The sequence below is a fragment of the Paenibacillus helianthi genome (assembly GCF_001909055.1).
Lineage (GTDB): Bacteria > Bacillota > Bacilli > Paenibacillales > Paenibacillaceae > Paenibacillus_AQ > Paenibacillus_AQ helianthi.
Map to the genome: position 1 here is coordinate 241,594 of NZ_LVWI01000037.1, position 23,896 is coordinate 265,489.

General features: G+C 51.4%; 22 protein-coding genes. 17 read left to right on the top strand and 5 right to left on the bottom strand.

The genetic code is table 11. The features are described from left to right. Positions 1-129: 129 nt before the first annotated feature. The 6 genes from A3844_RS12945 to A3844_RS12970 all read left to right on the top strand — a co-directional run bounded on the left by A3844_RS12945 (position 130) and on the right by A3844_RS12970 (position 8,813). Positions 130-1,035 (top strand): GDSL-type esterase/lipase family protein, encoded by a 906-nt coding sequence (locus A3844_RS12945; protein WP_074087694.1) that lies wholly within the window; start codon positions 130-132, stop codon positions 1,033-1,035. A gap of 52 nt (positions 1,036-1,087) precedes the next feature. Continuing rightward, the gene (locus tag A3844_RS12950) at positions 1,088-2,068 is read left to right on the top strand and encodes an ABC transporter ATP-binding protein (RefSeq protein ID WP_074101349.1); all 981 of its coding nucleotides are present in this window, start codon (positions 1,088-1,090) and stop codon (positions 2,066-2,068) included. Next, the gene (locus tag A3844_RS12955) at positions 2,061-3,050 is read left to right on the top strand and encodes an ABC transporter permease (protein ID WP_074087696.1); all 990 of its coding nucleotides are present in this window, start codon (positions 2,061-2,063) and stop codon (positions 3,048-3,050) included. The genes A3844_RS12950 and A3844_RS12955 overlap by 8 nt, the downstream gene beginning before the upstream one ends. Before the next feature lie 65 nt (positions 3,051-3,115). Further along, complete coding sequence (parE, locus tag A3844_RS12960) at positions 3,116-5,098, top strand: DNA topoisomerase IV subunit B (protein ID WP_074087697.1); 1,983 nt, start codon at positions 3,116-3,118, stop codon at positions 5,096-5,098. Between the two features lie 457 nt (positions 5,099-5,555). Continuing rightward, positions 5,556-7,997, top strand: a complete 2,442-nt coding sequence (gene gyrA / locus A3844_RS12965; protein ID WP_074107581.1) for a DNA gyrase subunit A — start codon at positions 5,556-5,558, stop codon at positions 7,995-7,997. A 348-nt stretch (positions 7,998-8,345) separates the two neighbouring features. Next, the gene (locus A3844_RS12970) at positions 8,346-8,813 is read left to right on the top strand and encodes a MarR family winged helix-turn-helix transcriptional regulator (RefSeq protein WP_074101353.1); all 468 of its coding nucleotides are present in this window, start codon (positions 8,346-8,348) and stop codon (positions 8,811-8,813) included. A gap of 258 nt (positions 8,814-9,071) precedes the next feature. Here the strand turns inward: A3844_RS12970 and A3844_RS12975 are convergent, their stop codons facing one another. Both A3844_RS12975 and A3844_RS12980 read right to left on the bottom strand, forming a co-directional pair. After that, positions 9,072-9,809, bottom strand: a complete 738-nt coding sequence (locus tag A3844_RS12975) for an RluA family pseudouridine synthase (RefSeq protein WP_083606838.1) — start codon at positions 9,807-9,809, stop codon at positions 9,072-9,074. 12 nt (positions 9,810-9,821) lie between these two features. After that, positions 9,822-10,685 (bottom strand): class I SAM-dependent methyltransferase, encoded by an 864-nt coding sequence (locus A3844_RS12980; RefSeq protein ID WP_074087700.1) that lies wholly within the window; start codon positions 10,683-10,685, stop codon positions 9,822-9,824. A 266-nt stretch (positions 10,686-10,951) separates the two neighbouring features. Here A3844_RS12980 and A3844_RS12985 point away from each other — a divergent pair, with 266 nt between their 5' ends. The 5 genes from A3844_RS12985 (at position 10,952) to A3844_RS13005 (ending at position 14,162) form a co-directional block, all read left to right on the top strand. Continuing rightward, positions 10,952-11,818, top strand: a complete 867-nt coding sequence (locus A3844_RS12985) for a helix-turn-helix domain-containing protein (RefSeq protein WP_074107582.1) — start codon at positions 10,952-10,954, stop codon at positions 11,816-11,818. 98 nt (positions 11,819-11,916) lie between these two features. Next, positions 11,917-12,288: a VOC family protein gene (locus A3844_RS12990; RefSeq protein ID WP_074087702.1), complete on the top strand. Its 372-nt coding sequence runs from the start codon at positions 11,917-11,919 to the stop codon at positions 12,286-12,288. Between the two features lie 190 nt (positions 12,289-12,478). Next, positions 12,479-12,931: a flavodoxin gene (locus tag A3844_RS12995; RefSeq protein ID WP_074107583.1), complete on the top strand. Its 453-nt coding sequence runs from the start codon at positions 12,479-12,481 to the stop codon at positions 12,929-12,931. Between the two features lie 2 nt (positions 12,932-12,933). After that, on the top strand, positions 12,934-13,710 hold the full coding sequence (locus A3844_RS13000; RefSeq protein WP_074107584.1) for a hypothetical protein: 777 nt from the start codon (positions 12,934-12,936) through the stop codon (positions 13,708-13,710). A gap of 83 nt (positions 13,711-13,793) precedes the next feature. Beyond that, positions 13,794-14,162 carry a winged helix-turn-helix transcriptional regulator gene (locus tag A3844_RS13005; protein ID WP_074087707.1) on the top strand — a complete coding sequence of 123 codons (369 nt, stop codon included), beginning with the start codon at positions 13,794-13,796 and terminating at the stop codon, positions 14,160-14,162. A 65-nt stretch (positions 14,163-14,227) separates the two neighbouring features. Here A3844_RS13005 and A3844_RS13010 read toward each other — a convergent pair whose 3' ends face one another. From A3844_RS13010 to A3844_RS13020, 3 genes are all read right to left on the bottom strand, one after another. Continuing rightward, complete coding sequence (locus tag A3844_RS13010) at positions 14,228-15,298, bottom strand: SDR family oxidoreductase (RefSeq protein WP_074107585.1); 1,071 nt, start codon at positions 15,296-15,298, stop codon at positions 14,228-14,230. Between the two features lie 208 nt (positions 15,299-15,506). Further along, on the bottom strand, positions 15,507-16,358 hold the full coding sequence (locus A3844_RS13015; protein WP_167374675.1) for a GNAT family N-acetyltransferase: 852 nt from the start codon (positions 16,356-16,358) through the stop codon (positions 15,507-15,509). A gap of 50 nt (positions 16,359-16,408) precedes the next feature. Then, positions 16,409-16,687 carry a GNAT family N-acetyltransferase gene (locus A3844_RS13020; protein ID WP_074101364.1) on the bottom strand — a complete coding sequence of 93 codons (279 nt, stop codon included), beginning with the start codon at positions 16,685-16,687 and terminating at the stop codon, positions 16,409-16,411. Positions 16,688-16,896: 209 nt separating this feature from the next. Between A3844_RS13020 and A3844_RS13025 the strand changes: the two genes are divergently transcribed. From A3844_RS13025 to A3844_RS13050, 6 genes are all read left to right on the top strand, one after another. Beyond that, entirely contained in the window at positions 16,897-17,799 is a 903-nt protein-coding gene (locus A3844_RS13025; RefSeq protein ID WP_074107587.1) for an ArsR/SmtB family transcription factor, read from the top strand. A gap of 236 nt (positions 17,800-18,035) precedes the next feature. After that, on the top strand, positions 18,036-19,796 hold the full coding sequence (locus A3844_RS13030) for an ABC transporter substrate-binding protein (protein ID WP_074107588.1): 1,761 nt from the start codon (positions 18,036-18,038) through the stop codon (positions 19,794-19,796). Between the two features lie 61 nt (positions 19,797-19,857). Next, positions 19,858-20,811: an ABC transporter permease gene (locus A3844_RS13035; protein ID WP_074087715.1), complete on the top strand. Its 954-nt coding sequence runs from the start codon at positions 19,858-19,860 to the stop codon at positions 20,809-20,811. A 34-nt stretch (positions 20,812-20,845) separates the two neighbouring features. Beyond that, positions 20,846-21,751, top strand: a complete 906-nt coding sequence (gene opp4C / locus A3844_RS13040) for an oligopeptide ABC transporter permease (protein ID WP_074107626.1) — start codon at positions 20,846-20,848, stop codon at positions 21,749-21,751. Between the two features lie 14 nt (positions 21,752-21,765). Beyond that, positions 21,766-22,749, top strand: a complete 984-nt coding sequence (locus A3844_RS13045) for an ABC transporter ATP-binding protein (protein WP_074101369.1) — start codon at positions 21,766-21,768, stop codon at positions 22,747-22,749. Continuing rightward, positions 22,742-23,707: an ABC transporter ATP-binding protein gene (locus A3844_RS13050; RefSeq protein ID WP_074107589.1), complete on the top strand. Its 966-nt coding sequence runs from the start codon at positions 22,742-22,744 to the stop codon at positions 23,705-23,707. The genes A3844_RS13045 and A3844_RS13050 overlap by 8 nt, the downstream gene beginning before the upstream one ends. The last annotated feature ends 189 nt before the right edge of the window (positions 23,708-23,896 follow it).

Here is a 23,896-nt window from a genome sequence, read left to right on the forward strand (position 1 = left end):
GGGGTATCCGTTTCCGCTTGCATTCAGTATTTGCAAATTGAACATAGAAGAATTATGTTTATCTACATAGTTAAGAAGTTTGTAAAATGTGGAACAATACAGAATAGAACGGCACACGGAGGGATAGCTTTGAACGATTCCAAATGGACCTGGCGCGCAGTCAGCTTGATTTCCATAGCGGCTACAATCATTTTACTCGTCGGGTTTGTGTATGCGGTAAAAGATGTGCTGTACCCAAAAGGAGCAGCCACACTAACTATTCTACCGGAGCAGACCGCTGCTCCAGTCTCTGCTGCCGGAGAAACGATCAGAATAGTGGCATTAGGCGATTCACTGGCCAAAGGAACAGGCGATAATGAAGGCAGCGGGTATGTGAAGCGCACGTTAGACGGCTTGACAGCAAAAGGAAGCAAGACAAGTCTGATCGGCAATATGGGGATCAACGGTCTGACAACAGCAGGTCTGCAGAGCAAGCTGCAGCAGGAAGGCGTGAAATATGCGCTTCGCCAGTCTAACGTGATACTGGTGTCCATAGGCGGGAATGACCTTTTCAGAGGGGCTGACCTTTTGGGAAGCGGCAGTGAAGGCCAGCAGATTGCGGTACCGGATACGGAAGGTCAGAAAGCTGGAAGCATGGAGGAAGGTACAGGTGTAAGTACAGGTGCGGGTATCGCAGAAGGGAATGATAAAATATCTCCTGATTCCCTGCTGGCAGCATTGCCTGAAGCGGCGAAACGGCTTAATACCATTCTCGAACGTATTTCAGAGATTAATCCTGAGGCGCAGATCTATTATCTGGGGCTCTATAATCCATTTGGAGATGTTCCCGAGCTGCTCGTGCCTGGTAATCAAGCGGTAACGGCCTGGAATAACGCAGCGATGGATATTATTAATAAGCATAGCAACATGACGCTGGTTCCCACCTTTGATTTGTTCAACCGGCATCTGGACAAGTATCTGTCGAGCGATCATTTTCACCCGAATGGCAACGGTTACCAGCGGATCAGTGAGCGGGTCATACAGGCATTGCAATAAGCCGGGACATTTGTCAGCAGGGCAAAAAAATCAACAGAAGGGAGCTGCAAGGATGACATCAAACCCAAGAGACGGCTCCGGTACGGTAGTGCTGTCTGTCGACGGTGTCCGTAAAAAGATAGGGCGCAAATGGATTATTGATGATGTAACCTTTGATGTGCGTGAAGGTGAAATATTTGGTTTTCTCGGTCCGAATGGGGCCGGCAAAACGACGACTATCCGCATGCTGGTAGATTTGATCCGCCCCAGCGAAGGGAAAATCACCGTATGCGGCTACAACGTAAACCGTGAGCCCGAAAAAGCGCTGCAATATGTTGGTTCCATTGTAGAGAATCCAGAGGTCTACACCTATCTGACCGGATGGGAAAATCTGCAGCATTTTGCCCGGATGCAGCCGGGAGTAGGTAAAGACCGTATCGCTGAGGTAGTCGATATTGTCCGGCTGGATCAGAGGATACACGATAAGGTAAGTACGTATTCCCTTGGCATGCGCCAGCGGCTGGGTATTGCCCAGGCACTCCTTGGACGCCCCCGGCTTCTGATTCTGGACGAACCCACGAACGGGCTGGATCCGAAAGGAATCAAGGAACTGCGTGAGTTCATCCGGCGGCTGGCCGATGAAGGGCTTGCCGTATTTGTCTCCAGCCATCTGCTGAGCGAAATTCAGCTGCTCTGCGACCGGGTAGCCATTATCAGCAAAGGTCGGGTGCTCGCCGTGGGCGGAGTCGAGGATCTGGTTGCCCAGAGCTCGCCATATGTGCTATGGGAGCTGGATCCGTTAAGCAGAGCAAAGAACCTCCTTGGCGGCCGCCCGGATATTTCAATACTAGAGCTGGATGAAGTAACCCTGGATGATTCCGTTATTGCCGGCATGGGGGCGAATTCCCTGATCACTGTGATGGAAGAGGATTTGATTCCGGAGATTGTAGCCGTACTTGTTACAGATGAGGTGGAAGTACGGGCCGTGCATAAAATCAACCCTACACTGGAACAGCTATTCTTGAAGTTAACGGAAGGTGAAACTATTGACTAGCCTAATACCGCTCATCCGCAATGAGTGCCTGAAGATTATTAAAAAGAAGCGCTTCTACATTATTCTGCTTATTCTGCTTGTACTTGTGCCTATGTTTACCTATGCACAGATGCGGATTGCCGAGCGCAGCCGGGATAAGTTCAACTCGGACTGGAGGCTGGAGGTTCAGCAGCAAATCACAGATAATCAGAATTCACTCGGCAGTGACCGGATCCCTGAGGAGTGGAAGTCTTACCGGAAAATATTTGTCCAGCAGCTGCAATATTATCTGGATCACGATGTGAATCCGAATGAGCCTAGCGGAGTAACCTTCACCCGTGAGTTTCTGGACAATTCGGTATCCTTATTTATTCCGCTGCTGATTATGGCTGTAGCCTCCGATTTGGTCTCTGGAGAGCGGACCACCGGAACCATCAAAATGCTGCTGACCCGGCCGGTGAAGCGCTGGAAAGTGCTGTTCAGCAAAATGGCGGCGCTGCTGATGTTTGTCTCGCTGATCGTGCTCTCAACTTTTCTGATCAGCTATCTCGTTTCGGGTCTTGCCTTTGGGTATAAAGGATTTAATGTCCCTGTCTTTACGGGGTTTCAGCTGAATGGAGATACAGTGGATATGTCTAGCGTGCATGCGGTGCCGCAATGGAAATATTTGCTGATGCAGGGCGGATTGATCTGGTTCGTGAGTGTAGTTGTTGCGCTCCTGGCTTTTATGGTATCAGTGCTCGTGCGAAGCACAGCCGCGAGTATTGTAGTGATGATGGCGGCACTGATTGCCGGCACCATATTGACAAATATGGCATCAGCATGGACTACGGCCAAATATTTATTTATGGTCAACCTGGGCTTGACTGGTTATTTATCCGGATCGCCCGCCCCTATTGAGGGGATGACACTGTCCTTTTCTATGGGGGTGCTGGCCGTTTGGGGAATTCTTTCGGTGATCATTTCATTCGCCGTCTTTACGAAACGGGATATTTTGAATTAGAATGTACAAAGTGAACCAAAACGTTTGTTTGCATTTCGCAGATAGAGAAAGAAGGAGGAGCATGAATGCTCGAACAGATCGATATGTTTGCAAAAGTCTCCAAGAACGGCGATACCGCCCGGACTGGATACGATGCTGACGACATTCAGGTGCTCGAAGGTCTGGTTGCAGTACGCAAACGGCCCGGCATGTATATTGGCAGTACGAGTGCCTCGGGACTGCACCATCTGGTATGGGAAATCGTTGATAACGCCGTAGATGAGCATTTGGCCAAATTTTGCTCGAAAATTGATATTACACTCCGCAAGGACGGTTCGGTGACCGTAATCGACAATGGACGCGGAATTCCGACCGGAATGCACAAGACAGGAGTCCCCACACCGCAGGTGGTATTTACGATTCTGCACGCGGGTGGCAAATTCGGAGGCTCAGGCTACAAGAAATCCGGCGGTCTGCACGGCGTGGGAGCTTCAGTAACCAATGCCTTGTCCGAGTGGCTGGAAGTAGAAATATACCGGGATGGCAAGATTCACCGGCAGCGCTTTGAATATTGGGTGGACAAAAGCGGCAAAGAACATGTCGGTGAGCCAGTGACCGGACTTGAGGTTTTGGGGAATACCAATAAGACCGGATCGAAGATCACCTTCAAGCCGGATATTCGTGTCTTTCCAAACGGTATTGCCCTGAACTATGATACGCTGGCGGAACGGGTGCAGGAGATCGCCTTTCTGAACTCCGGGCTGCGCATTAATCTGACGGATGAACGCAGCGGCCGGCAGGATGAATATTTTTATGAAGGCGGGGCCAGCCAGTTCGTACAATTCCTTAACGAGGGCAAGGACGTACTGCATGATGTAATCCATTTCAGCTCGGAAAAAGACGAAATTGAGGTTGAAGTGGCCCTGCAGTACAATGCCGGGTATACCGAAACTATTGCTTCCTTCGTTAACTCGATTCCTACCCGCAGCGGCGGCACGCATGAGACAGGCTTCAAGACAGCCTATACCCGGGTTCTGAATGATTATGCCCGCCGGACACAGCTGCTCAAGGAAAAGGATAAGAACCTCGAGGGTAACGATTTGCGCGAAGGCATGATGGCGGTTATCAGTGTCAAGATGTCCGAGGTGGAGTTCGTCGGCCAGACGAAGGATCAGCTCGGAAGCGCGTCTGCCCGCAGTGCAGTAGATTATATTGTATCCGAGAATATGGCGCGTTTTCTGGAAGAAAATCCGCAGGTGGCACAGAGCCTCCTGAAGAAGTCGATCCAGGCCTCCAAAGCGCGGGAAGCTGCGCGTAAGGCCCGCGATGAAATCCGCAGCGGCAAGAAACGCAGTGAAAGCTCGAACCTTGGCGGCAAGCTGTCGCCTGCACAGTCCAAAGATGTAACACGTACTGAACTGTTCATCGTCGAAGGCGATTCTGCAGGTGGTTCTGCCAAGCAGGGACGGGATTCCAAGATTCAGGCGATCCTGCCGCTGAAGGGCAAACCAATGAACTCGGAGAAGGCCAAGCTGCTGGATGTGCTTAAGAACGACGAATTCAAGGCGATCATTTCCACCATCGGTGCGGGAATCGGACCGGAATTTGCCGTAGAAGACAGCAATTATTCCAAGATTATTATCATGACCGATGCCGATACCGACGGTGCGCATATACAGGTGCTGTTGCTGACCTTTTTCTACCGGTATATGAAGCCGCTCATTGATGCCGGCAAAGTCTTTATCGCCCAGCCGCCGCTGTACAAGCTGACGCGCAAATCGGGCAAGCTTGAGACCGTGCGTTATGCCTGGAGCGACGAGGAGCTGGCGAACTACCTGAAGGAATTCGGCAAGAATTTCGAGCTGCAGCGCTACAAAGGACTTGGTGAAATGAACCCGGATCAGCTCTGGGAGACCACGATGAATCCGGAGTCACGCAATTTGCTCCAGGTGCAGATTGAGGATGCTGCTAAGGCGGAGCGCCGCGTATCCACTCTGATGGGAGACAAGGTCGACCCGCGCAAGCGCTGGATTGTGGAGAACGTCGATTTCACTGAGATTGAGGAATAGCAAGAGCGGCAGGATATCTAAGAGATGCTGCGGTTACAATGTGGCATAGATAAATGTATAGCGGTAAGTGACGATTACTTCCGCTGTTTTTATTTTTTGGTGATCCTTTTATGCGAAGCAAAAGGGAACATTCTCTGGTTTTGTCTTTGCCAGGTTCTACAGAGTAAAGCGAAGCTTATGGGGTGGAAAGTAACGGAGGGGAAGTTTGGAACTGGAGGAGCGCTAGCGTCCGCCTTTGTCTGCAGATTTCAACCGATAACATCGGTATAAATCAAGAAATCTGCAGACAACAGCGGCCGTAAGTCCAAACATTCTCCGTAGTTACGCCGGACACCAATCAGCCAAGTTTTACCTTTGAACATTTCAGGCAATAAACCTGAAGAATTTCCAGCAGCGTAGCCGCCAGGTATCACCAATCATTAAAATGCGGACAGATTGAGGAACAGAAGGTGAGCGAATGAGCAGTTTATCAGAACAGTTTTTGCCGGCTTTTCTGGAAGAGGTCGTCGGTGACCGCTTTGGCCGGTATTCCAAATATATTATTCAGGACCGGGCGATTCCGGATGTCCGTGACGGGCTGAAGCCTGTGCAGCGCCGGATTCTGTATGCCATGTACGATTCCGGTAATACCCCGGACAAGCCGTACCGCAAGTCTGCCAAAACGGTAGGGGACGTTATGGGGAATTATCATCCCCATGGTGACTCTTCCATCTACGAAGGTATGGTGCGGATGGCACAGCCCTGGAAGATGGGCCATGTGCTAATAGACGGACACGGGAACTGGGGCTCGATGGACGATGACCCGGCAGCAGCGATGCGTTATACAGAAGCGCGGCTGTCACCGATCGCGATGGAGATGATGCGCGATATCGAGAAGCGTACGGTGCTGTTCAAGGATAACTTTGACAACACGGCCAAAGAACCAGTCGTGGTGCCCTCCCGTTATCCGAATCTGCTGGTCAATGGGACCAGCGGCATTTCGGCCGGCTTTGCGACGGAAATTCCACCGCATAATCTGCGCGAGGTAATTGACGCGTGCATCGCAGTCATGCAGAAGCCGGATATTGAACTGGAGGATATCATGACCTTTATCAAAGGCCCTGATTTTCCGACAGGCGGCACAATTATGGGCGGCGACGGCATCATGGATGCTTACCGCACCGGGAAAGGGCGCATCTATTTGCGCTCGAAGACGGAGATTGAAACGCTCCGGGGCGGGAAGCAGCAGATTGTGATTACCGAGGTACCGTTCCAGATCGTCAAATCCCGGCTGGTCACTTCAATGGAGAATATCCGGCTGGAGAAAAAGATCGAAGGCATCGCAGAAGTCCGAGATGAGAGCGGACGTGATGGCCTGCGGATCGTAGTCGAGCTGAAGAAGGAAGCGGATGCCCAGGGGATCCTAGCCTATCTGCTCAAAAAAACAGATCTTCAGATCACTTATAATTTCAACATGGTGGCTATTGTCAACAAGTCTCCGCAGCAGCTTGGTCTAAAAGCCATCCTGGAGGCTTATATTGCCCACCAGCGCGAGGTGGTTACCCATCGCACGCGGTTCGATCTGGAAAAGGCAGAAGACCGTGCCCATGTGCTGGAAGGACTGGTTAAAGCCCTGAATATTCTGGATGAGGTCATCGCCGCCATCAAGGCGTCGAAGAACCGCCAGGATGCCCAGAATAATCTGGTCTGGATGTTCGGTTTCAGCGAAAGACAGGCAGACTCCATTCTCACCTTGCAATTGTACAGACTAACCAATCTGGAGATTCATTCACTCCAGAAGGAGCTGGACGAGATGCACGCGCGTATCGCTGTGCTTCAGGGGATTCTGGACAGTGATAAGAAATTGATCGCTGTAATCCGGAAAGAGCTTATTGAAATCCGCGACAAATACGGTATAGACCGCCGCTCCCTCATTCAGGGTGAAGTCGAGGAGCTTAAGGTCAGCCTTGAAGTGCTCGTGAACGCCGAGGATGTCCTTGTTGCTCTTTCGGCTGACGGGTACATCAAGCGTACCGGCATGCCATCCTTCACACGTTCAGGCGGTGAACGGCATGCTTCGGGCGTGAAGGAAGGCGACCATATCATCAAGCTGATGGACCTCAATACCCGGGACAGCCTGCTTGTGTTCACCCGCAAAGGGCAGTATTTCCTGCTGCCGGTGCATCAGATACCGGAGTTCAAGTGGAAGGACCCCGGAACAGCGATTGTGAACGTGATAGCTCTTGCCAAAGGCGATGGAATTGTCACCATTCTCCCAGTCGGCAATATGGAGGATACTCAGGCCAGCCTGGTCTTCATCACCCGTAAGGGGCAGGTCAAGCGTACCGAGCTCAAGGAATACTCTACGAGCCGTTCAGGGGCTGTTGCGGCATGCAAAGTGGCTGATGGGGATGAGATCATCACAGTGGCCCTGAGCAGCGGTGACAAGGAGATCGTGCTGGTGACCCGTGAGGGGATGAGCATCCGCTTCCGCGAGAGCGAAGTGAACCCTATGGGCCGTGTGGCCAGTGGGGTAAGGGGAATTCAATTGCGTGAAGGAGACGAAGTGGTCTCTTGCTTCTGGGTCAGTGAAGATGAAGGCGAAATCCTGTCGGTAACCGAAATTGGCTATGCCAAACGTACTCTGCTGCTGGATTACCCGTCTCAGAGCCGTGGCGGAAAAGGGTTGCCAACCTTTGAATTCAAAGAGGGCAAGCGAGTACGTCCGAACGGCAGCAGAATTTCAGGTGCCTTCTATTGCCGCGAACCACTTGAACTGGTGGCATTAACCCGTGATGGATCAATGTATACCTTCTCCTCTGAATCGGCTCCGCTCGGCGAACGGCGTTCGATAGGCAAGCAGCTGGTGTCTGTTGAGAAAAAGGACGAGATTATAAGCCTTTTCCTGGCAATTAAATAGGTATAGGCTTCATAATGACTGCAAGTTATGAAGAAATAAACGGTGTCCCGAATCTCCTTGTGGAGAATAGGGACACCGTTTTATGATAGATATGCCGTACGTTAATCTTAGTTCAAAGGATGCATTTCTGTATGGCTTTGGGTTAATTATTTTTCCCTTTTGCAGGAAATGGAATTTTTCTCGCGAAAATGTAGTTATGGCGACCCGAAAAGATACCATCCTTATTGATCAAGTAGAAACGGCTTCGCTGTCCTTATCACGACGGTATCCGTTTCAGCGAGAAATATAAGGATAATTTATTGTGTGAAACATATAAATTCTTATATTTCAAGAAAGGAAGGAATACGTGTGCACTCCACTGAATTCAGTAAGATCTGGCATAAAATATTAAAGGATTATAAGTTACATATGGACAGCAAGCTTGCCCCTACACTTACAGACGCCCAACTCACTGTACTGGAATTACTGCAGGAACGTGACGCGATGAAGCCTTCTGATCTGGCTCCGCATCTGGCGACCAGCCCTGCAGCAGTAACGATGCTACTGGACCGGATGGAGAAGCATGGTCTGATTGTCCGGGAGCGTGATGCTGCTGACCGGCGAATCGTATGGGTAAGTATAACGAAGACGGGCAAGAAAGAGACCGAACGCGGACTTCAGATCCGCAGTGATTTTTTTGCTGAGGCGCTGGACCCCATCTCTTCCCATAATCAGCAGCTCCTCCTGTATCTGATGGGGAAGATGGTGGTGACACCAACACCAACATCAACATCAACATCGGCACCAACACCGGCACCCGAGGGCTCAACCCCCTGACCAGTCAGGGTTTTAGAAAACCGAAAGCTCTTTTTCCAAAATGGTTGCTGCCCCACTTCTCCTGACCGCTACGGAACGTACAGCCTATAATTTCGCTTTAGCGTACTCTGCTAGACTAACGGGCCGTAGAACGTTTAATGCCCCTTCATCAAGCCTATTTCAGGTGATTATCCGTACATAACTCCTATGCCTTTTACATGATAAAAGCGGGCAATCAGCCATATAATGCCTATATCACATACAAAAAGCAGGCCTCCGTTACCGGATGGCCTGCTTTTGTGTATGCTGCGACCACAAGCTCCAGGGATGAGTCTGCGGCGGCAGAGAGATCAATTCAACTTCTTCTTTGGTGACGGGGTGGGGGAAGCCGACAAGTGCGGACCACAGAGCAATCTGCTGGCCGGGCTTGTTCACAGCGGCCCCGTATTTCTGATCACCATACAGGGGACAGCGAATGCCGCTGAGCTGTACACGGATCTGGTGGGAACGTCCGGTGAGCAGGTCGATCTTCAGCAGACTGTAGCCTTCGGCACTGCCGAGCACCGTATAGTCCAGAATAGCTTCCTTGCCGCCGGGTGTCCCCTGGCGTACAATCGTCACTGTATTGGTCTTGGCATCCTTGAGCAGTGTATGGACCAGGCGGCCCTTCGCAGCTGGAGGCTTGCCGTGAACCACGGTCAGATAGACTTTATGGAAGCTGTGGGAGCGGACACTCTCGGACAGCCGTGAAGCGGCTTTGGAGGTCTTGGCGAAGATCATGGCTCCTCCAACCGGACGGTCCAGCCGGTGAACCAGGCCCATATATACATTGCCCGGTTTGTTGAAGCGCTCCTTCACGTCCTCCTTGAGCAGGCTTAGCAGATCAGGATCACCTGTTGCGTCCTCCTGCACCGGAATATTGACAGGCTTCACGATGCCAAGCAGATGATTGTCTTCGAAGAGGATCTCGAACCGGGAGCTTCCGCTGCCGGATTCGCCCATCGTACCAGGTGTCATTTCTGACATGGTTTACGCCTCCCAGCGGCCCAGAATACCGCAAGGCAGGTTCATACCGGAGGCAGTAATCGGCAGGCCGATTTCACCGGAGGTCAGCTTGCCGCCGTAGCGTTTGCCCATCGTCATCGAGAGCATGTTGCGCAGTACGGTTGGAGAAATACCGGTCGTGTAGGAGTTAATCAGCATGAACAGCGGTCTGTCGCTCATAATCTCCATACAGCTCTCCAGGAACGGATACAGGCTTGCCTCCAATTTCCACATCTCACCGCCGGGGCCTCTGCCATAGGAAGGCGGGTCCATGATGATCGCATCGTATTTACTGCCGCGGCGCTGCTCGCGCTGAACGAATTTGAAGACGTCATCGGTGATGAACCGGACCGGACGTTCTGCCAGGCCGGACAGCTGTACATTTTCTTTTGCCCATTGGACCATGCCTTTGGCAGCATCCACGTGAACGACAGAAGCTCCTGCGCTGGCGGCAGCAACAGTAGCCCCGCCGGTGTAGGCAAAGAGATTGAGCACTGAAATCGGACGGCCCGCTTCAGCGATCTTGTCCATCATCCAGCGCCAGTTGGCCGCCTGCTCGGGGAATAGTCCGGTATGCTTAAAGTTGGTGGGACGCAGGTGGAAATTCAGCTTCCCGTAGCTGATTTTCCAATCGTCAGGAATAGTCTTCTTCATTTCCCACTGTCCGCCTCCAGCGGAGCTGCGGTGATAATGTCCATGCACATCGCGCCATTTCGCTGTCTCATTCGCAAGCGGCCAGATGATTTGCGGGTCCGGACGGCGCAGGATGATATCTCCCCAACGCTCCAGCTTTTCTCCGCCGCCAGTGTCGATTACTTCGTAGTCCTTCCAATCACTTGCTATATACATGATTAATCCATCCTTCAAAAAGTCATTTAGCCTTTATTGTACAACATTTTGCCTTGCAGCTACAATCTAAATGGTTGCAAAGCTGCGACTATTCTTATTTTGCCCCAATACTCATTTATGTATAATAATTCCAATAATCGAAGAGATCAGGGAGGACGATATCGCAGATAAAAAAATTCGCAGCGGAATATAGATAGCTGTCATTCTGGCGCTACTGGCAATGATTGTGTATGATCAAAGAATTAAATGAATGGAGGCGGAATCGGATGTTTGACCTTTCCCAGCTGTATTATCCGATTACGGCAAAACCTGCCGGAGCCGGTGAGGTAATGCCCTGCAAGGCATTGCGGTCATATATCCGCTGCTTCTGGGGAACTGCAGCCCTGCCAGAGACAAGTGGACTCTTACCAAAGACCGCCCTAATTGGCGAGTCAATTTCTTTATCTCCGGAGCCGGAAGTGATTATCCCGGATACGTGCATGGATATTATTTGGGAATGGGATGAGCGTACGGGAGAATCCGAAGGCTTTTTTTGCGGGATCAATGATGCGCCGTTTGAAGTGGGACAAGCCACGGAGTCAACCGGCAGAGTGTATTTCGCTATCCGTTTTCATTTCTGGGCCGTGCATTTGTTCGCGGATGATCACCTCAGGGATGTTCTTAATGTTCATGTTCCGGTGGAGCAATATTTCGCTTCTTTTCGCAGAGAACTGGGTTACAGGCTGGGCGCTTCTCTTACCTACGCAGAACGTATCACTGTGGCGGAAGAGTATCTGCTTAAGCGTCTGGAACGGACCGTGCATAGCCGGGATAGCTTGCTGAACGCCGTCTACAGTATTCTTAAGCAGAGAGGTGTCGTTGATGCCAGGGCGCTTGAGAGCACTGCAGGGGTAAGCAGCCGTCAACTGGAGAGGCTTTTCCGCGAGTACATTGGTCTTTCTCCGAAAAAGACAGCAGATCTGGTCCGCTTTCAAAATGTATGGCTTGATTTATATCGTTCACCTCCGCCAGCAAGGGCGATGCAGGATATGGTATACGATTACCGCTACAGCCACCAGTCGCATATGATCAACAGCTTCAAGAAGTTTGCCGGCAGAACGCCGCTGGAGGCTTTGGCTTATGCGCGGAGGTAGATGTCGTTTTTTTGCAATACAAAAATGGCAGCAGCGGGTACACTGTTGTCAGCGGGCCAATGTGCAGCTGGATAATAATCTTAAAGGAGTGCGAACCGATGATTTCTTCTTTTGAAGGCATTAACCTGTATACCAAGGATACGGCCGCTTTGGCTAAATTTTATGCTGAACTGCTGGGGGTTCCAGTTCCTTTTGAGGGATTTGGCAATTATGACGGCGCGAAGATCGGTTTTGACCGGGGTCTGCCAGGGCTGATTATCTGGGATGAGAACAAATGGGGCAAGCACACCACTGGAGTTGTTAATCTGGTGTTCTCCTGCAGTAGTCTGGACGAGACCTATGAGCAGCTGAAAGCCCGGGGTCTGGATTGTCAGCCGCCGGCCACCATGGAGTATGGGGGAAAAGAAATGAACTTCCGTGATCCGGACGGCAACGGGATTACCCTTCTGGAAGGCGCTTATTGCGCATGACGTGCCACTTGTGAAAAGAAGCGTTGAACGCGGGCTCTATCCGGTAAGGGAACCGGAGGGCCTTTTTTTTGCGTGCTTAATATTGACAATGAGAATCATTATCAAATAGAATGAAGGAAGTAATACTTGGTTTGAATTTTAACTTGTAATAATCGTATAACATTGTGTTTACTTTGGGAGGAAACCATACATGGCTAAGGTGCTTGTAGCATATGCCAGTTTGACTGGCAACACGGAAGAAATAGCTGAACTGATTGCAGAGGGGATACGCCAGGCCGGAGGTGAGGCTGTTCTGAAATCGGTCACCGACTGCAATGCGGATGAGATCAAAGCCTATGAGGCTGTACTGCTGGGGGCATATACCTGGGGAGATGGCGAGCTGCCGGATGAATTCCTGGATTTCTATGAAGAGATGGATGACCTGGATTTGACAGCCTGCAAGGCTGCAGCCTTCGGAAGCGGAGATACGGGCTATGAAATTTACTGCGGCGCGGTGAATCAGATTGAGGAGAAGCTGAGGGAGCGCGGAGCAGAAATTATTCAGGAAAGTCTGAAGATTGAATACGGGCCTAACGCAGCGGAAAAAGAAGTCTGCCGCAGCTTTGGCCGCCAATTTATCGAAACCTGCGCGGCGGTATCTTAGGAATGGGCGGCGCGGCGGGAAGCAGGACAGCAGGGAAACGCGATGCATATGCCCTGCAATACAGCCGGTTGAATGATTTTCGTATGGAGCATATTATGCTGGGAGGAGCGGGAATTTCCGGCAGCGGGCCATCCACCGGGCTACCGCGCTGGAGGCAGCAGGTGCAGTATGCGGTGGGGCATACGCTGAATGACTTCTACAGTCTGCAGCCCGAGGTGCGCAGGGAAACGCCGATCCAGTTCCTGCTGGAGCGGCGCTGGCCGCCCAAAGGGGATGCTTTTCCATCGTTGCTGCACTATTGGGAGGTCAAGACAGCCGTCGCCGACGAACTGATGCGGATCGTTAGTGTGAATCATCTGCTGGAGGTCCCGGTGCTGCTCTATGAGCAGTGGCATGTACCGGTACCGGTGCTTGATATCGAGCTGGCGATGATTTTTCAGCTGGCCTGGCACTCTATAGTTCCAGGACGCTGCCTCAGCATCCAGAAATTTATGGTGAACGGAAATGAAGACGTAATCACCGGATTTTTGCATATGGCTAATGTGTTCTGCCATCAGGCTTATGGGATGCCAGCCGAGAAGGTGGAGGTCTATTCTCTCCTGGACAGCCGCCGGCATATATTTGATGGTGCGGGAATCCCGCTCCAGGAATCCATGGATTATGTGCGGTTATTGTCCGTATTCCTGGGGCGGGAGGAGTCTACAGGGAAGCTGCTGAAATACGGAGTGCGCAGAAGCGAACAGGAAGAACTGGTTCACCGGGGGTATGGGCTGATGTGAGCGTGAGTCTGCCTGCAGTATAGCCTGCGCTTGCAAGCAGACGGCCAAGGCGATATGGTTAAGAACAGGGGGTGTTCAAAACCATGCCGGAACCAATCAAAACATATAACACCGCTGTGGAGGCCACGCTTGAGGTAATCGGCGGCAAGTGGAAGCCGGTGATCCTATTTTTTCTTACCTTCGGCAAGAAACGCAACGGTGAGTTCATGAGCCTGATGCCTGTTATTACCCAGAAGGTGCTGACCCAGCAGCTGAGAGAGTTGGAAGAGGACGGCGTTATCCAGCGGACTATATTCAATGTAGTGCCGCCCAGAGTCGAGTATGAGCTGACCGATTACGGCTGGAGCCTCAAGGAAATTCTGCACCTGATGTGCAGGTGGGGCGATACCCATATTGAGCGGGTCTACGGTGATCAAGCCGCTGTACTGGCCCAGCCGCAAACGAAAGAATAAAGAAGCCTGACCCGGAAGGATGGGGTCAGGCTTTTCACGCTGTTAGGGCTTAATGAATTTGGAGGTTACGGGATGATTTTACGGCTGCGGAAATCTGCAAAGATACGCATGAACATCACTTCGGTTTCGATGAATTCATGGAATCCGAACCGCCGTGCCTTGCTTCCGTCGGCAAAAAAATCATAGTCCCAGGAGAAGACAAAATCTCCGAATCCCCATGACGAAACGTCCTGGTAGCTGTTCGGCTCCAGCCCGTATTTCTCTACCATGCCATTCCACAGCTGTTCCTTGTCCTCCATCACTACCGAGAGAGACATGGGCAGCGGCGGCGCGGTATCGAGCCCGAAAAAAGCCGCAATCTTCGGCCAGAGTTCATCCCAGCGGAACAGGTCGCCATTTGTAATGTTGAAGGCCTGATTGGCGCAGCGGGTGTCTGTCGCCGCCCATACGGTTGCCTGGGCAAGCAGGCCTGCATCCGTCATTTCCAGCAGACTATGGTAGGCACCCGGCTTTCCGGGGAACCGGAGCGGAAGTTCCAGCTCCTTCGAGAGGGAGGCATAGACAGCGATGACCATTGCCAGATTCATCGGGTTGCCGAGAGCGAAGCCGCAGACCACAGACGGCCGGATCGCCGACCAGGTCCAGGATTTGCCCAACTGCTGCTTCTCCAGGAAGTTCTGTTGATCGATATTGAATTCTGGCGGCATATGATTGGCATCTGTCTCCCGGGCAGGGGTTTTGAAGGGTCCCAAATGGGCTCCATACACCTTATAGCCCTGCATCAGGCTGATGTGCTGCAGATGATGGGCACGGGGCTCAATGGCCTCAACAACATTCACCAGCATGGCCAGATTCGGAGGGACCAGCTCCGCCCAGGTTGGTCGCTCCTGATAGGCGGCGTAAAAGATATGCGTCACCTCCGGCAGGGCCTCAAGCCTACGTCGTGAGTCCTCAGGACTCAGCAAATCGGCCGCGATGTAGCGCACACGGCTTGTATCTTCTCCGCCCCGGCGTGAAATTCCGATAATATCCCATTCAGGCAGGGTTACCAGGTATTCGATCAGATTGCGTCCGATCACTCCGTTTGCACCAACAACCAGTGCGGTTTTACGTATTCCAGCGTCATCTAGTCTCATAAGCGGGTTCTCTCCTTCAACTTGTGTATGCCCTCATTATGTCTGCTGGACAGGGGAGCGGATAGTACGCACTTTGAGGTTATATAGGCACCTGTTAGTAACAATGACTCCTTCTATGATTGTGCGGATACCAAAGGTCATACGTAAAAGCACCCTTCCTTAAGGCACTGTGCCAAAAGAAAAGGTGCTGTTCAGATTGTGATATGCTTTAGCCGATATAGCGGAAATAATCCTGTTTGTTCAGAATGACGAAGCCGCAGCTTTCATACAGCTTCAGTGCATTAGGATTGTCGAGAGCCACTTCCAGATTCACACCGTTGTAATTGTGCCGTTCCCGTTCAATCGTCTGCAAAAGCGCGCTCCGGCCTATACCCAGTCCACGCAGCTTTTTGTCCACCGTAAACCCGTAGATCCAGGTTTCGTTGTCCTCCGTCCATAGCCGCATCTTGCCGGCGGGCTGTCCATTCATTTCAATCACGATGTGTTCCTGCTGATTGTCATTCATCTGCAGTGTGTACATCTCTGCGGCGTCCTCCCGCGACATATCGAATCCTCCGCAGTCCAGCTCGACCAGAATATCAGCATCTTCCTGGCGTGCAGGCCGCAGGACTATGGTTCCTGCGGCTGAACTGGCTTCGACTGAACCTTGTGGTACAGCAGCCCCATCCCATTTCATCTGATATTCCGCATGGTTGAATGCCAGGGGCAGGGTCTTCAGATAACCGGCTGCCGAGGCCGAACTTGCCGGGGCATTGAGCAGCAGTGTTCTGATATTACTACGTTTGATGATGCTCTGTGCCCGTACCCATAGCGAGGTGAAAATGCCTCTGCGCCGGAATCCCGGCCGCACCATTCCGCAGATTTCCATTTCGCCGGCGAAACCGTACAGCCCTATAAAACCAATTAGTTCTTCTTCCTCATAAGTTACCAGCCATTCGGCTCCCCCGGATTCTGGAGACATACGCAGCATGTCCCAATTGAGCTTCAGGCTGATCCCTTCATATTGCTCGCAGCGCTGCTGCAATTGCTCTATATCCCTTAATGTATCAGCTGTAGTCAAACGCATATCCTCCTGAAAATTTAATCCCGCAATGGTCTCAATAACCGGGTTCAGCTGCTGAGAACATCCCCGTATTCCGCATGTTTCTTGAATTGATGTGCAGCATAAGGGCACTGGGGTACAATCTTAACCTGTTCGGCGCGGGCTTTATCCACAACCGCACGCACTAGCTTCTCACCGGCACCTTGGCCCCGCAGATCTTCGGAGACAAAGGTATGGTCAATCACCCAATTCCCTGTGGCCTCTTCCGTTCTGTATGTAATCTCGGCAAGGTCCTTACCGTCACCAGCAATATAAAAACGTCCTTCTCCCTGTTCAATCTGTCCCATATTCTTCACTCCAATCAGGTTATTGTGACTATATTTTACTACCGTGATCTGGAAAAAGCGAGGATATGGACATGCAGATGTATGTAATTAGGTTACACCTATATATCTCTAAGGGTCAGATAATCTATATAACTTGCGCATGCTCTGTAAAATACCATAAGATTACACTAACGCTGTGATGAATAGAAGTTGCATCAGGGGGAATGGCCATGGAGTATGAGGTTGAGGTTCAGTTTGAGCCGGTTTTTGAACTGGTATGCAGTATACATACGTTTATATGCAAGAAATCCAATAAGAAGATGGATCTGGGTGCCTCATGGTCTGCTGATGTGGGAGGCAGGCTTAGCCCGGAACTGCTGTCCGCTTTGGACGAGACAGACCTCGGTAATGACTGGAAGCTGCTGAATCTGCTGATTCACCAATGTCCGGTGAAGGAGAGCGTAGATCAGGTGCTGGAATGGTTGCAGCATTTGCCGGTAGGAGAGATGTACGAGACACTTGCAGAGTACGTCAGCGTGTTCCCGGTGCAAATGGATCAATTCCGCAGCCGGATGCATTTTCTGCTGTCTGAGTGGAACAGGCAATATTTCAGGGACTGCAGTCCGGAGATCAGCGGCAGACTGCGTCAGCACGCGGACGAACGAAGCCTGGAGCTGGACAAGAGTGCTGTTTCTGATTTTGTGAACAGGACAACGAACGGATTTTATTTTCTTCCGGTGGACGGACTGCGCAAGCTGGTGCTGATTCCGCAGTTCCATTTTCAGCCTGCCAATATTATTTACAGCTTCGGTCCACTGACAATTTGCCATTATGCGGCGAGAGTCTCGGTAACAGACGAAGAGATTTCACCTTTTATGTACAGAACTTTGCGCAGTCTGGGTGAAAAAAGCCGTCTGAAGATTCTACAGTCGCTGGGCGGCGGACGCAGAACCTTTACCGAAATCGCCAAGCAAGCCGGAATCTCCAAGGGGATTGTGCATGACCATATCTTCAGCCTGCGCTGTGCGGGCCTGCTGAATGCCTATATCGAGGGGGAGAACGTTACCGCCTACAGTCTGCGTCTGGAAGGAATTCACCGGATGAATGAGCAGCTGTTCGAATATTTAAAATAAACTTAACGCCGTTTGAGCGGTATTACACCAAGTCAAAGTGTTCTCTTAGGGGAGAGAATGCTTTGGCTTTTTGTTTTGCAGGTTTTCGTATAAATTCTGTTTGTGAAGAAAAAATATTTAGTTCTCTCTTTACAGAACCACAATAAATTCCTATAATGTGAACTATCGGTCTTAAACATACTTAGTGGGTAGGAATTGTAAGCATTAAAATTTAGTGAGAAAAGAGATGATTTATTATGAGAAAAAGTACGCTTGTATTGTCCACGCTGCTGATTACAGGTTCAATGCTGCTTGCGGCCTGCTCGGACAATAACAACAGCAATACAGCGACGGGGAATACTCCGACGTCTGCAACAGCTGACTCGGGCGGGACGGCTGGAACGGAGGCGACAGCATCCCCGGCGCCAGTATCAGCGGGTGCGCTAAGCGAACCTTTTACGGCAACGGATTTAACCAAGCTTCCGGCTGTAGCCCAGAACCGCACAGATACGATTATCGTTGGCCTTACGGATCCCAGCGGGGCATTTACACCTTATTTTCAGGAGAGCGGCTATGACGGCAATGTATCCTCCCTGCTGTATGCTTCCCTGGTAACTGTGGATGACAAAGGGGTCCCGACGCCTGAGCTTGCCGAGAGCTGGGATGTATCGGATGATCAGCTTACATACACTTTCCACTTAAGAAAAGACTTGAAGTTCAGCGACGGTTCGCCGCTAACAGCAGATGATGTAGCCTTTACCTGGACGATTCAATACGACAAAGCCTATGACGGCGGCTCCTCATTGCCTTCCCTGAATGTGAAGGGCGGCAAAGCCTATAAAGAGGGAACGGCCAAAACAGTCGAAGGCATCAAGGTCATTGATCCGCAGACGATCTCAGTGACACTGGAGAAGCCGAATGCGACGGCGCTGGTGACACTCGGCTCTAACGTGCTGTCCAAGGCTTACTATGGCAAGGACTATAAGTTCGGCCAACTGGACTATATCAAGAAGCTGCATGAGCACCCGCTTGGCGACGGACCTTACAAGCTGGAGAAATTCCTGCCTGGGCAGGAAGTGCGCCTTACGGCCAATGAGAATTATTTCAAAGGCAAACCTAAGACGGAGCATTTCATCTACAAAACATCGGAAGGCGATGTCTGGCAGTTCCTGGAGACCGGAGAGGTTGATTATGCCTCTTTCAGTGCCTCGGAAGAGAATATTGAGAAGCTGAAAGCACTTGGATTTGTGAACATCATTCCTTATACACCAAGCACTTATGGCTACATGCAAGTCAACCTCAAGCATGAGCAGCTTAAGGATAAAGAGGTCAGACAGGCGATTATGTACGGGCTTGATCGTCAGAGCATTTATGTTGATGCCCAGCAGGGAGCAGGCGCCATTGCCAATATTCCGGCTTCGCCAATCTCCTGGGCCTATACCGAGGAAGGCATTAATCCTTACAAATATGATCCGGAAAAAGCCAAACAACTGCTGGATGCAGCCGGCTGGACCGTAGGTGCAAATGGAATTCGCGAAAAAGGCGGCAAGCCGCTGTCCATCCATTATCTCGGCTCCAAAAGCAAGAACACCGATATTTTCATCGCTGTAGCCAAGGAGAATTTTGAAGCACTTGGCATTGAATTCCAGCCGGAGGTCTTTGCAGACTTCAACTCACTGGTGTCCAAGGTGGAAGGCGGAGACTATGATCTGGTATCCTTCTCGACCAGTATGCTGACCGATCCGGCGGACGGGTTCATGCAGTTCTTTGACGGGGAAATCACCGATTATGATAATCCGAAATTCCTTGAACTGTACAACAAAGCGCTTGCTACAACGGATATTGAACAGCGCAAGGCCGTATACAAGGAGCTGTACCAGCTTTTCAATGATGAGCTGCCGATTCTGTTCACCAGCTACAAAAAAACAGTCTATGCCTACAATGGACGCATCCAGAATCTGACGGTCAGCCCGTTCATCGGGCTTGCCGGAAGCCTGCCGGAGTGGACGCTGAAATAATTACACATTCGTCCCTTGCTTCAGCTGTCATGGGCAGGGGACGATCCATAAGGAGCGGGTCATGAGTACCTATCTGACGAAAAGACTGCTGTACATGCTCGTTATTCTGTTTGCGGCTTCGCTGCTGATCTTCTGTCTCTATGCCTCTACACCCGGGGATTTCATTACAGGAAATATTAAGCTGACTGCGGAACGCAAGGCAGAACTGCGGGAAATCTACGGCCTCAACAAGCCGATGCTTGAACGTTACGGCATCTGGATGAACAATGCTTTTCACGGGGATTTCGGGTATTCGCTTGCCCAGCAGAAGCCGGTGCTTCAGTTGTTCAACGATTATATTTGGAATTCTTTTTTGCTGGCCGCCGTGTCCACTTTTCTAACTTGGGTGATTGCGGTCATTGTGGGGGTAATCTCGGCCTATAAGCAGTATTCCTGGTTCGATACGCTGGTGATGGTGGCTATCTTTGCCGCAATGTCGCTTCCGTCCTTTTTTATCGGCTTATTCCTGATCAAGATTCTGGCTGTGGATCTGAAGTGGCTCCCGCCGGGCGGGATGATTACAACGGGCAGCAATGCCACGGGGCTGGCATATCTGAAGGAAGTGGTGCGGCATATGGCACTCCCGGTTGTGGTGATGACCTTGCTCGGCTTGGGCTCGCTAACCCGTTACTTCCGCAGCAATATGATTGATGTGCTGAAGCAGGATTATATCCGCACAGCGCGGGCCAAAGGGCTGAAGGAGCGGAAGGTGCTGTTTACCCATGCCCTGCGCAATGCTCTGCTGCCGGCGATTACACTAGTCGGCTTCGAGCTCCCGGCACTGTTCGGCGGCTCGCTGATTATCGAGCAAATCTTCAACTGGCCGGGGATCGGCCAGCTGTATATGAAGTCCTTCGGGCTCCGTGATTATCCGCTGCTAATGGGCTTTACCATGTTTATTGCCATTCTGACCGTCATCGGAACGCTGCTCTCGGACATTTTGTACCGGGTTGCCGATCCGCGCGTCCGGTTATAGGGAGGAGGATACCATTTTGGAAGCTAACAGCAGGATGACCGGGCTGCACGAATCACGGGTACAGAGGCAGAAGTCCTCACTGTTCAGACAGTCACTGAAGAGGCTGATGAAGAACAAGCTGGCGGTTGCAGGTTTTGGAGTGGTTGTGTGTATGTTTGTCTTATGTTTCATCGGGCCGTTCTTTTCACCATATACGGATAACAAAATTAATATGACCCTGATGAACAAGGCGCCCAATCTGCAGCATTTACTGGGAACAGATGCACTTGGAAGGGACATTCTCACGCGGGTGATGCAGGCCGGACGGATTTCGTTGACGGTTGGTTTGGCTTCGATGCTGCTGTCCGTGTTTATTGGCGCTCTGCTCGGAGCAATAGCCGGTTATTACCGCGGTATCGCGGATCAGGTGATTATGCGGATCGCCGATCTGCTGATGACGATTCCCAGTCTGCCGCTGCTTTTTATCTTCGGGGCGCTGCTCTCGGAATGGAAGGTTAGGGCGGATTACCGGATGTATATCGTCATGCTGATGCTCAGCATTGTGAATTGGCCGGGACTTGCCCGGATGGTGCGGGGGCAAATGCTCAGCCTGCGGGAACGCGAATTTATGCAGGCGGCGGTAGTGCTGGGCCTGCGGGACAGCCGGAAGCTGTTCCATCATCTGCTGCCGAATGTAGTTCCGCTGCTGATTGTCATGGCTACACTCAACATCGGCGGAGCGATATTAAGCGAATCAGTGCTAAGCTTTTTCGGGCTGGGCGTCATGCCGCCTACGCCGACCTGGGGCAACATGATTGATGCAGCGAACAATATGATTGATTTTCAGGATCATCCGTGGCTGTGGATTCCTCCTGGACTGTCCATTTTTGCCACAGTGATTGCCATTAATATATTTGGTGACGGCCTCAGAGACGTGCTTGATCCCAAACAGAAAAGGTAGGTGGCCAGCAGCTGATGAAGCATTTAATGAATATAGAAGGTCTCAGTACCGTTTTCTATACAGAAGAAGGGAAAGTAGCTGCCGTTGATCATGTAAGCTTTCAGGTCCGAGAAGGAGAAACGGTATGCATTGTTGGTGAATCCGGCTGTGGCAAGAGTGTAACCGCTATGTCGATAATGGGTCTTGTGGAAGCGCCAGGCGGGAAGGTGGCTGGAGGGAAGATCGATTTTGCGGGTGAAGATTTGCTGGGGATGGACCCGAATACCCTGCGGGCGATCCGGGGCAATGAGATTGCCATGATCTTTCAGGAGCCAATGTCATCGCTGAATCCCGTGATGAAGATCGGGGAGCAGATCATGGAGCCGCTGATGGTGCATCTGAAGCTGAACAAGAAACAAGCACGTCTCCGGGCCATAGAGCTGATCACGCAAGTTGGCATTGCGCGCCCGGATCAAATCGCTGACAGCTATCCCCATGAATTAAGCGGTGGCATGCTTCAGCGGATCATGATTGCCATTGCCATCTCTTGTAACCCGAAGCTGCTGATTGCCGATGAGCCGACCACAGCGCTTGATGTAACCATCCAGGCGCAGATTCTCGATATGCTGCGGGAATTTAAAGCAAGCGGAGGGATGTCTATTCTGCTCATTACCCACGATCTCGGCGTTGTAGCCGAAATGGCCGATTACGTGATCGTGATGTATTCCGGCAAAGTCGTTGAAGAGGGTGGAGTCGTGGAGCTGTTCAACAATCCCAAACATCCCTATACAAAGGGGCTGCTGAAATCCAAACCGGTGGTGGGTCAGCGTTTGGAGGAGCTGTATTCGATTCCGGGCCAGGTGCCGAATCCGCTGGAGCTCGAGCCTTCCTGTTACTTCCATGACCGCTGCGAGCAGTGTCTGCCCGTCTGCCGCAGCCGCCAGCCGCAGCTTAAGGAGCTGGACGGCGGACAGAAGGCAGCCTGCTGGCTGTATGAGGAGGCGGAAGTCCATGTCTGAGGCGTTACTTGAAGTTAATCATCTGAAAAAATACTTTCCGGTTACAGAAGGGCTGCTGAACCGCACGGTCGGACAGGTGAAGGCCGTGGATGACATCAGTCTTACCCTTCAACCTGGTGAGACCTTTGGACTGGTCGGTGAATCAGGCAGCGGCAAAAGCACAGTAGGACGGACAATTCTGCGTCTGACCGAAAAGACAGCGGGTGAAGTGAAGTTCAAAGGTCAGGATATCCACAGCCTCTCCTCTGTAGAGCTTCGTCTGCTTCGGCCACAAATGCAGCTGATTTTCCAGGACCCTTATAGCGCGCTTAATCCGCGTGTACGGGTGGGTGATGCGATCGGTGAAGCCCTGCTGGACCATGGATTATGCTCCAGGCATGAGGTGCGGGAGCTGGTGCTGGAATCACTCGATGCCTGCGGCTTGTCCGCTTATCACATCGACCGCTTCCCGCATGAATTCTCCGGAGGGCAGCGCCAGCGGATTGGCATCGCCCGGGCACTCATTCTGAACCCGGATCTAATCATTGCCGACGAGCCGGTTTCGGCGCTGGATGTGTCAATTCAAGCCCAGATTATCAATCTGTTCAGCAAGCTGCAAAGAAGCAAGGGAATGGCCTACTTGTTCATCTCCCATGATCTGAGTGTGGTCGAGCATTTATGCTCCCGGATCGGCGTGATGTACCTTGGTTCCATGGTGGAGACCGCTTCCCGGGACGAGCTGTTCCACAGCCCGCTGCATCCGTATACTAAGGCGTTGCTATCTGCAGTGCCTGTGCCGATTCCTAGACTGAAACGGGAACGGATCGTGCTGAAAGGTGATATTCCAAGTCCGGCGAATCCGCCTTCCGGCTGCAAATTTCATACCCGTTGCCCGTTTGCCGTGGAGGTCTGTAAGGCGCAAACCCCTGTTTTCCGTGACGCCGGAGGCGGACATTTTGTGGCATGTCATTTGGTTTAGTTTAGATGAAAATGGATTAAAATTGAATAATACCCTATTTTGACTTGACAGGTACGCAGTGCTATACTGATTCCAATGTAGGCATATATGGTTAATAAGAGACTAATTAGACCTGCATATCTAATGGGTCTTTTTTTATTTTGTGCCAAGAACTACTCAATGCAGCTAAGCTGACAAAACTTGGCGTAT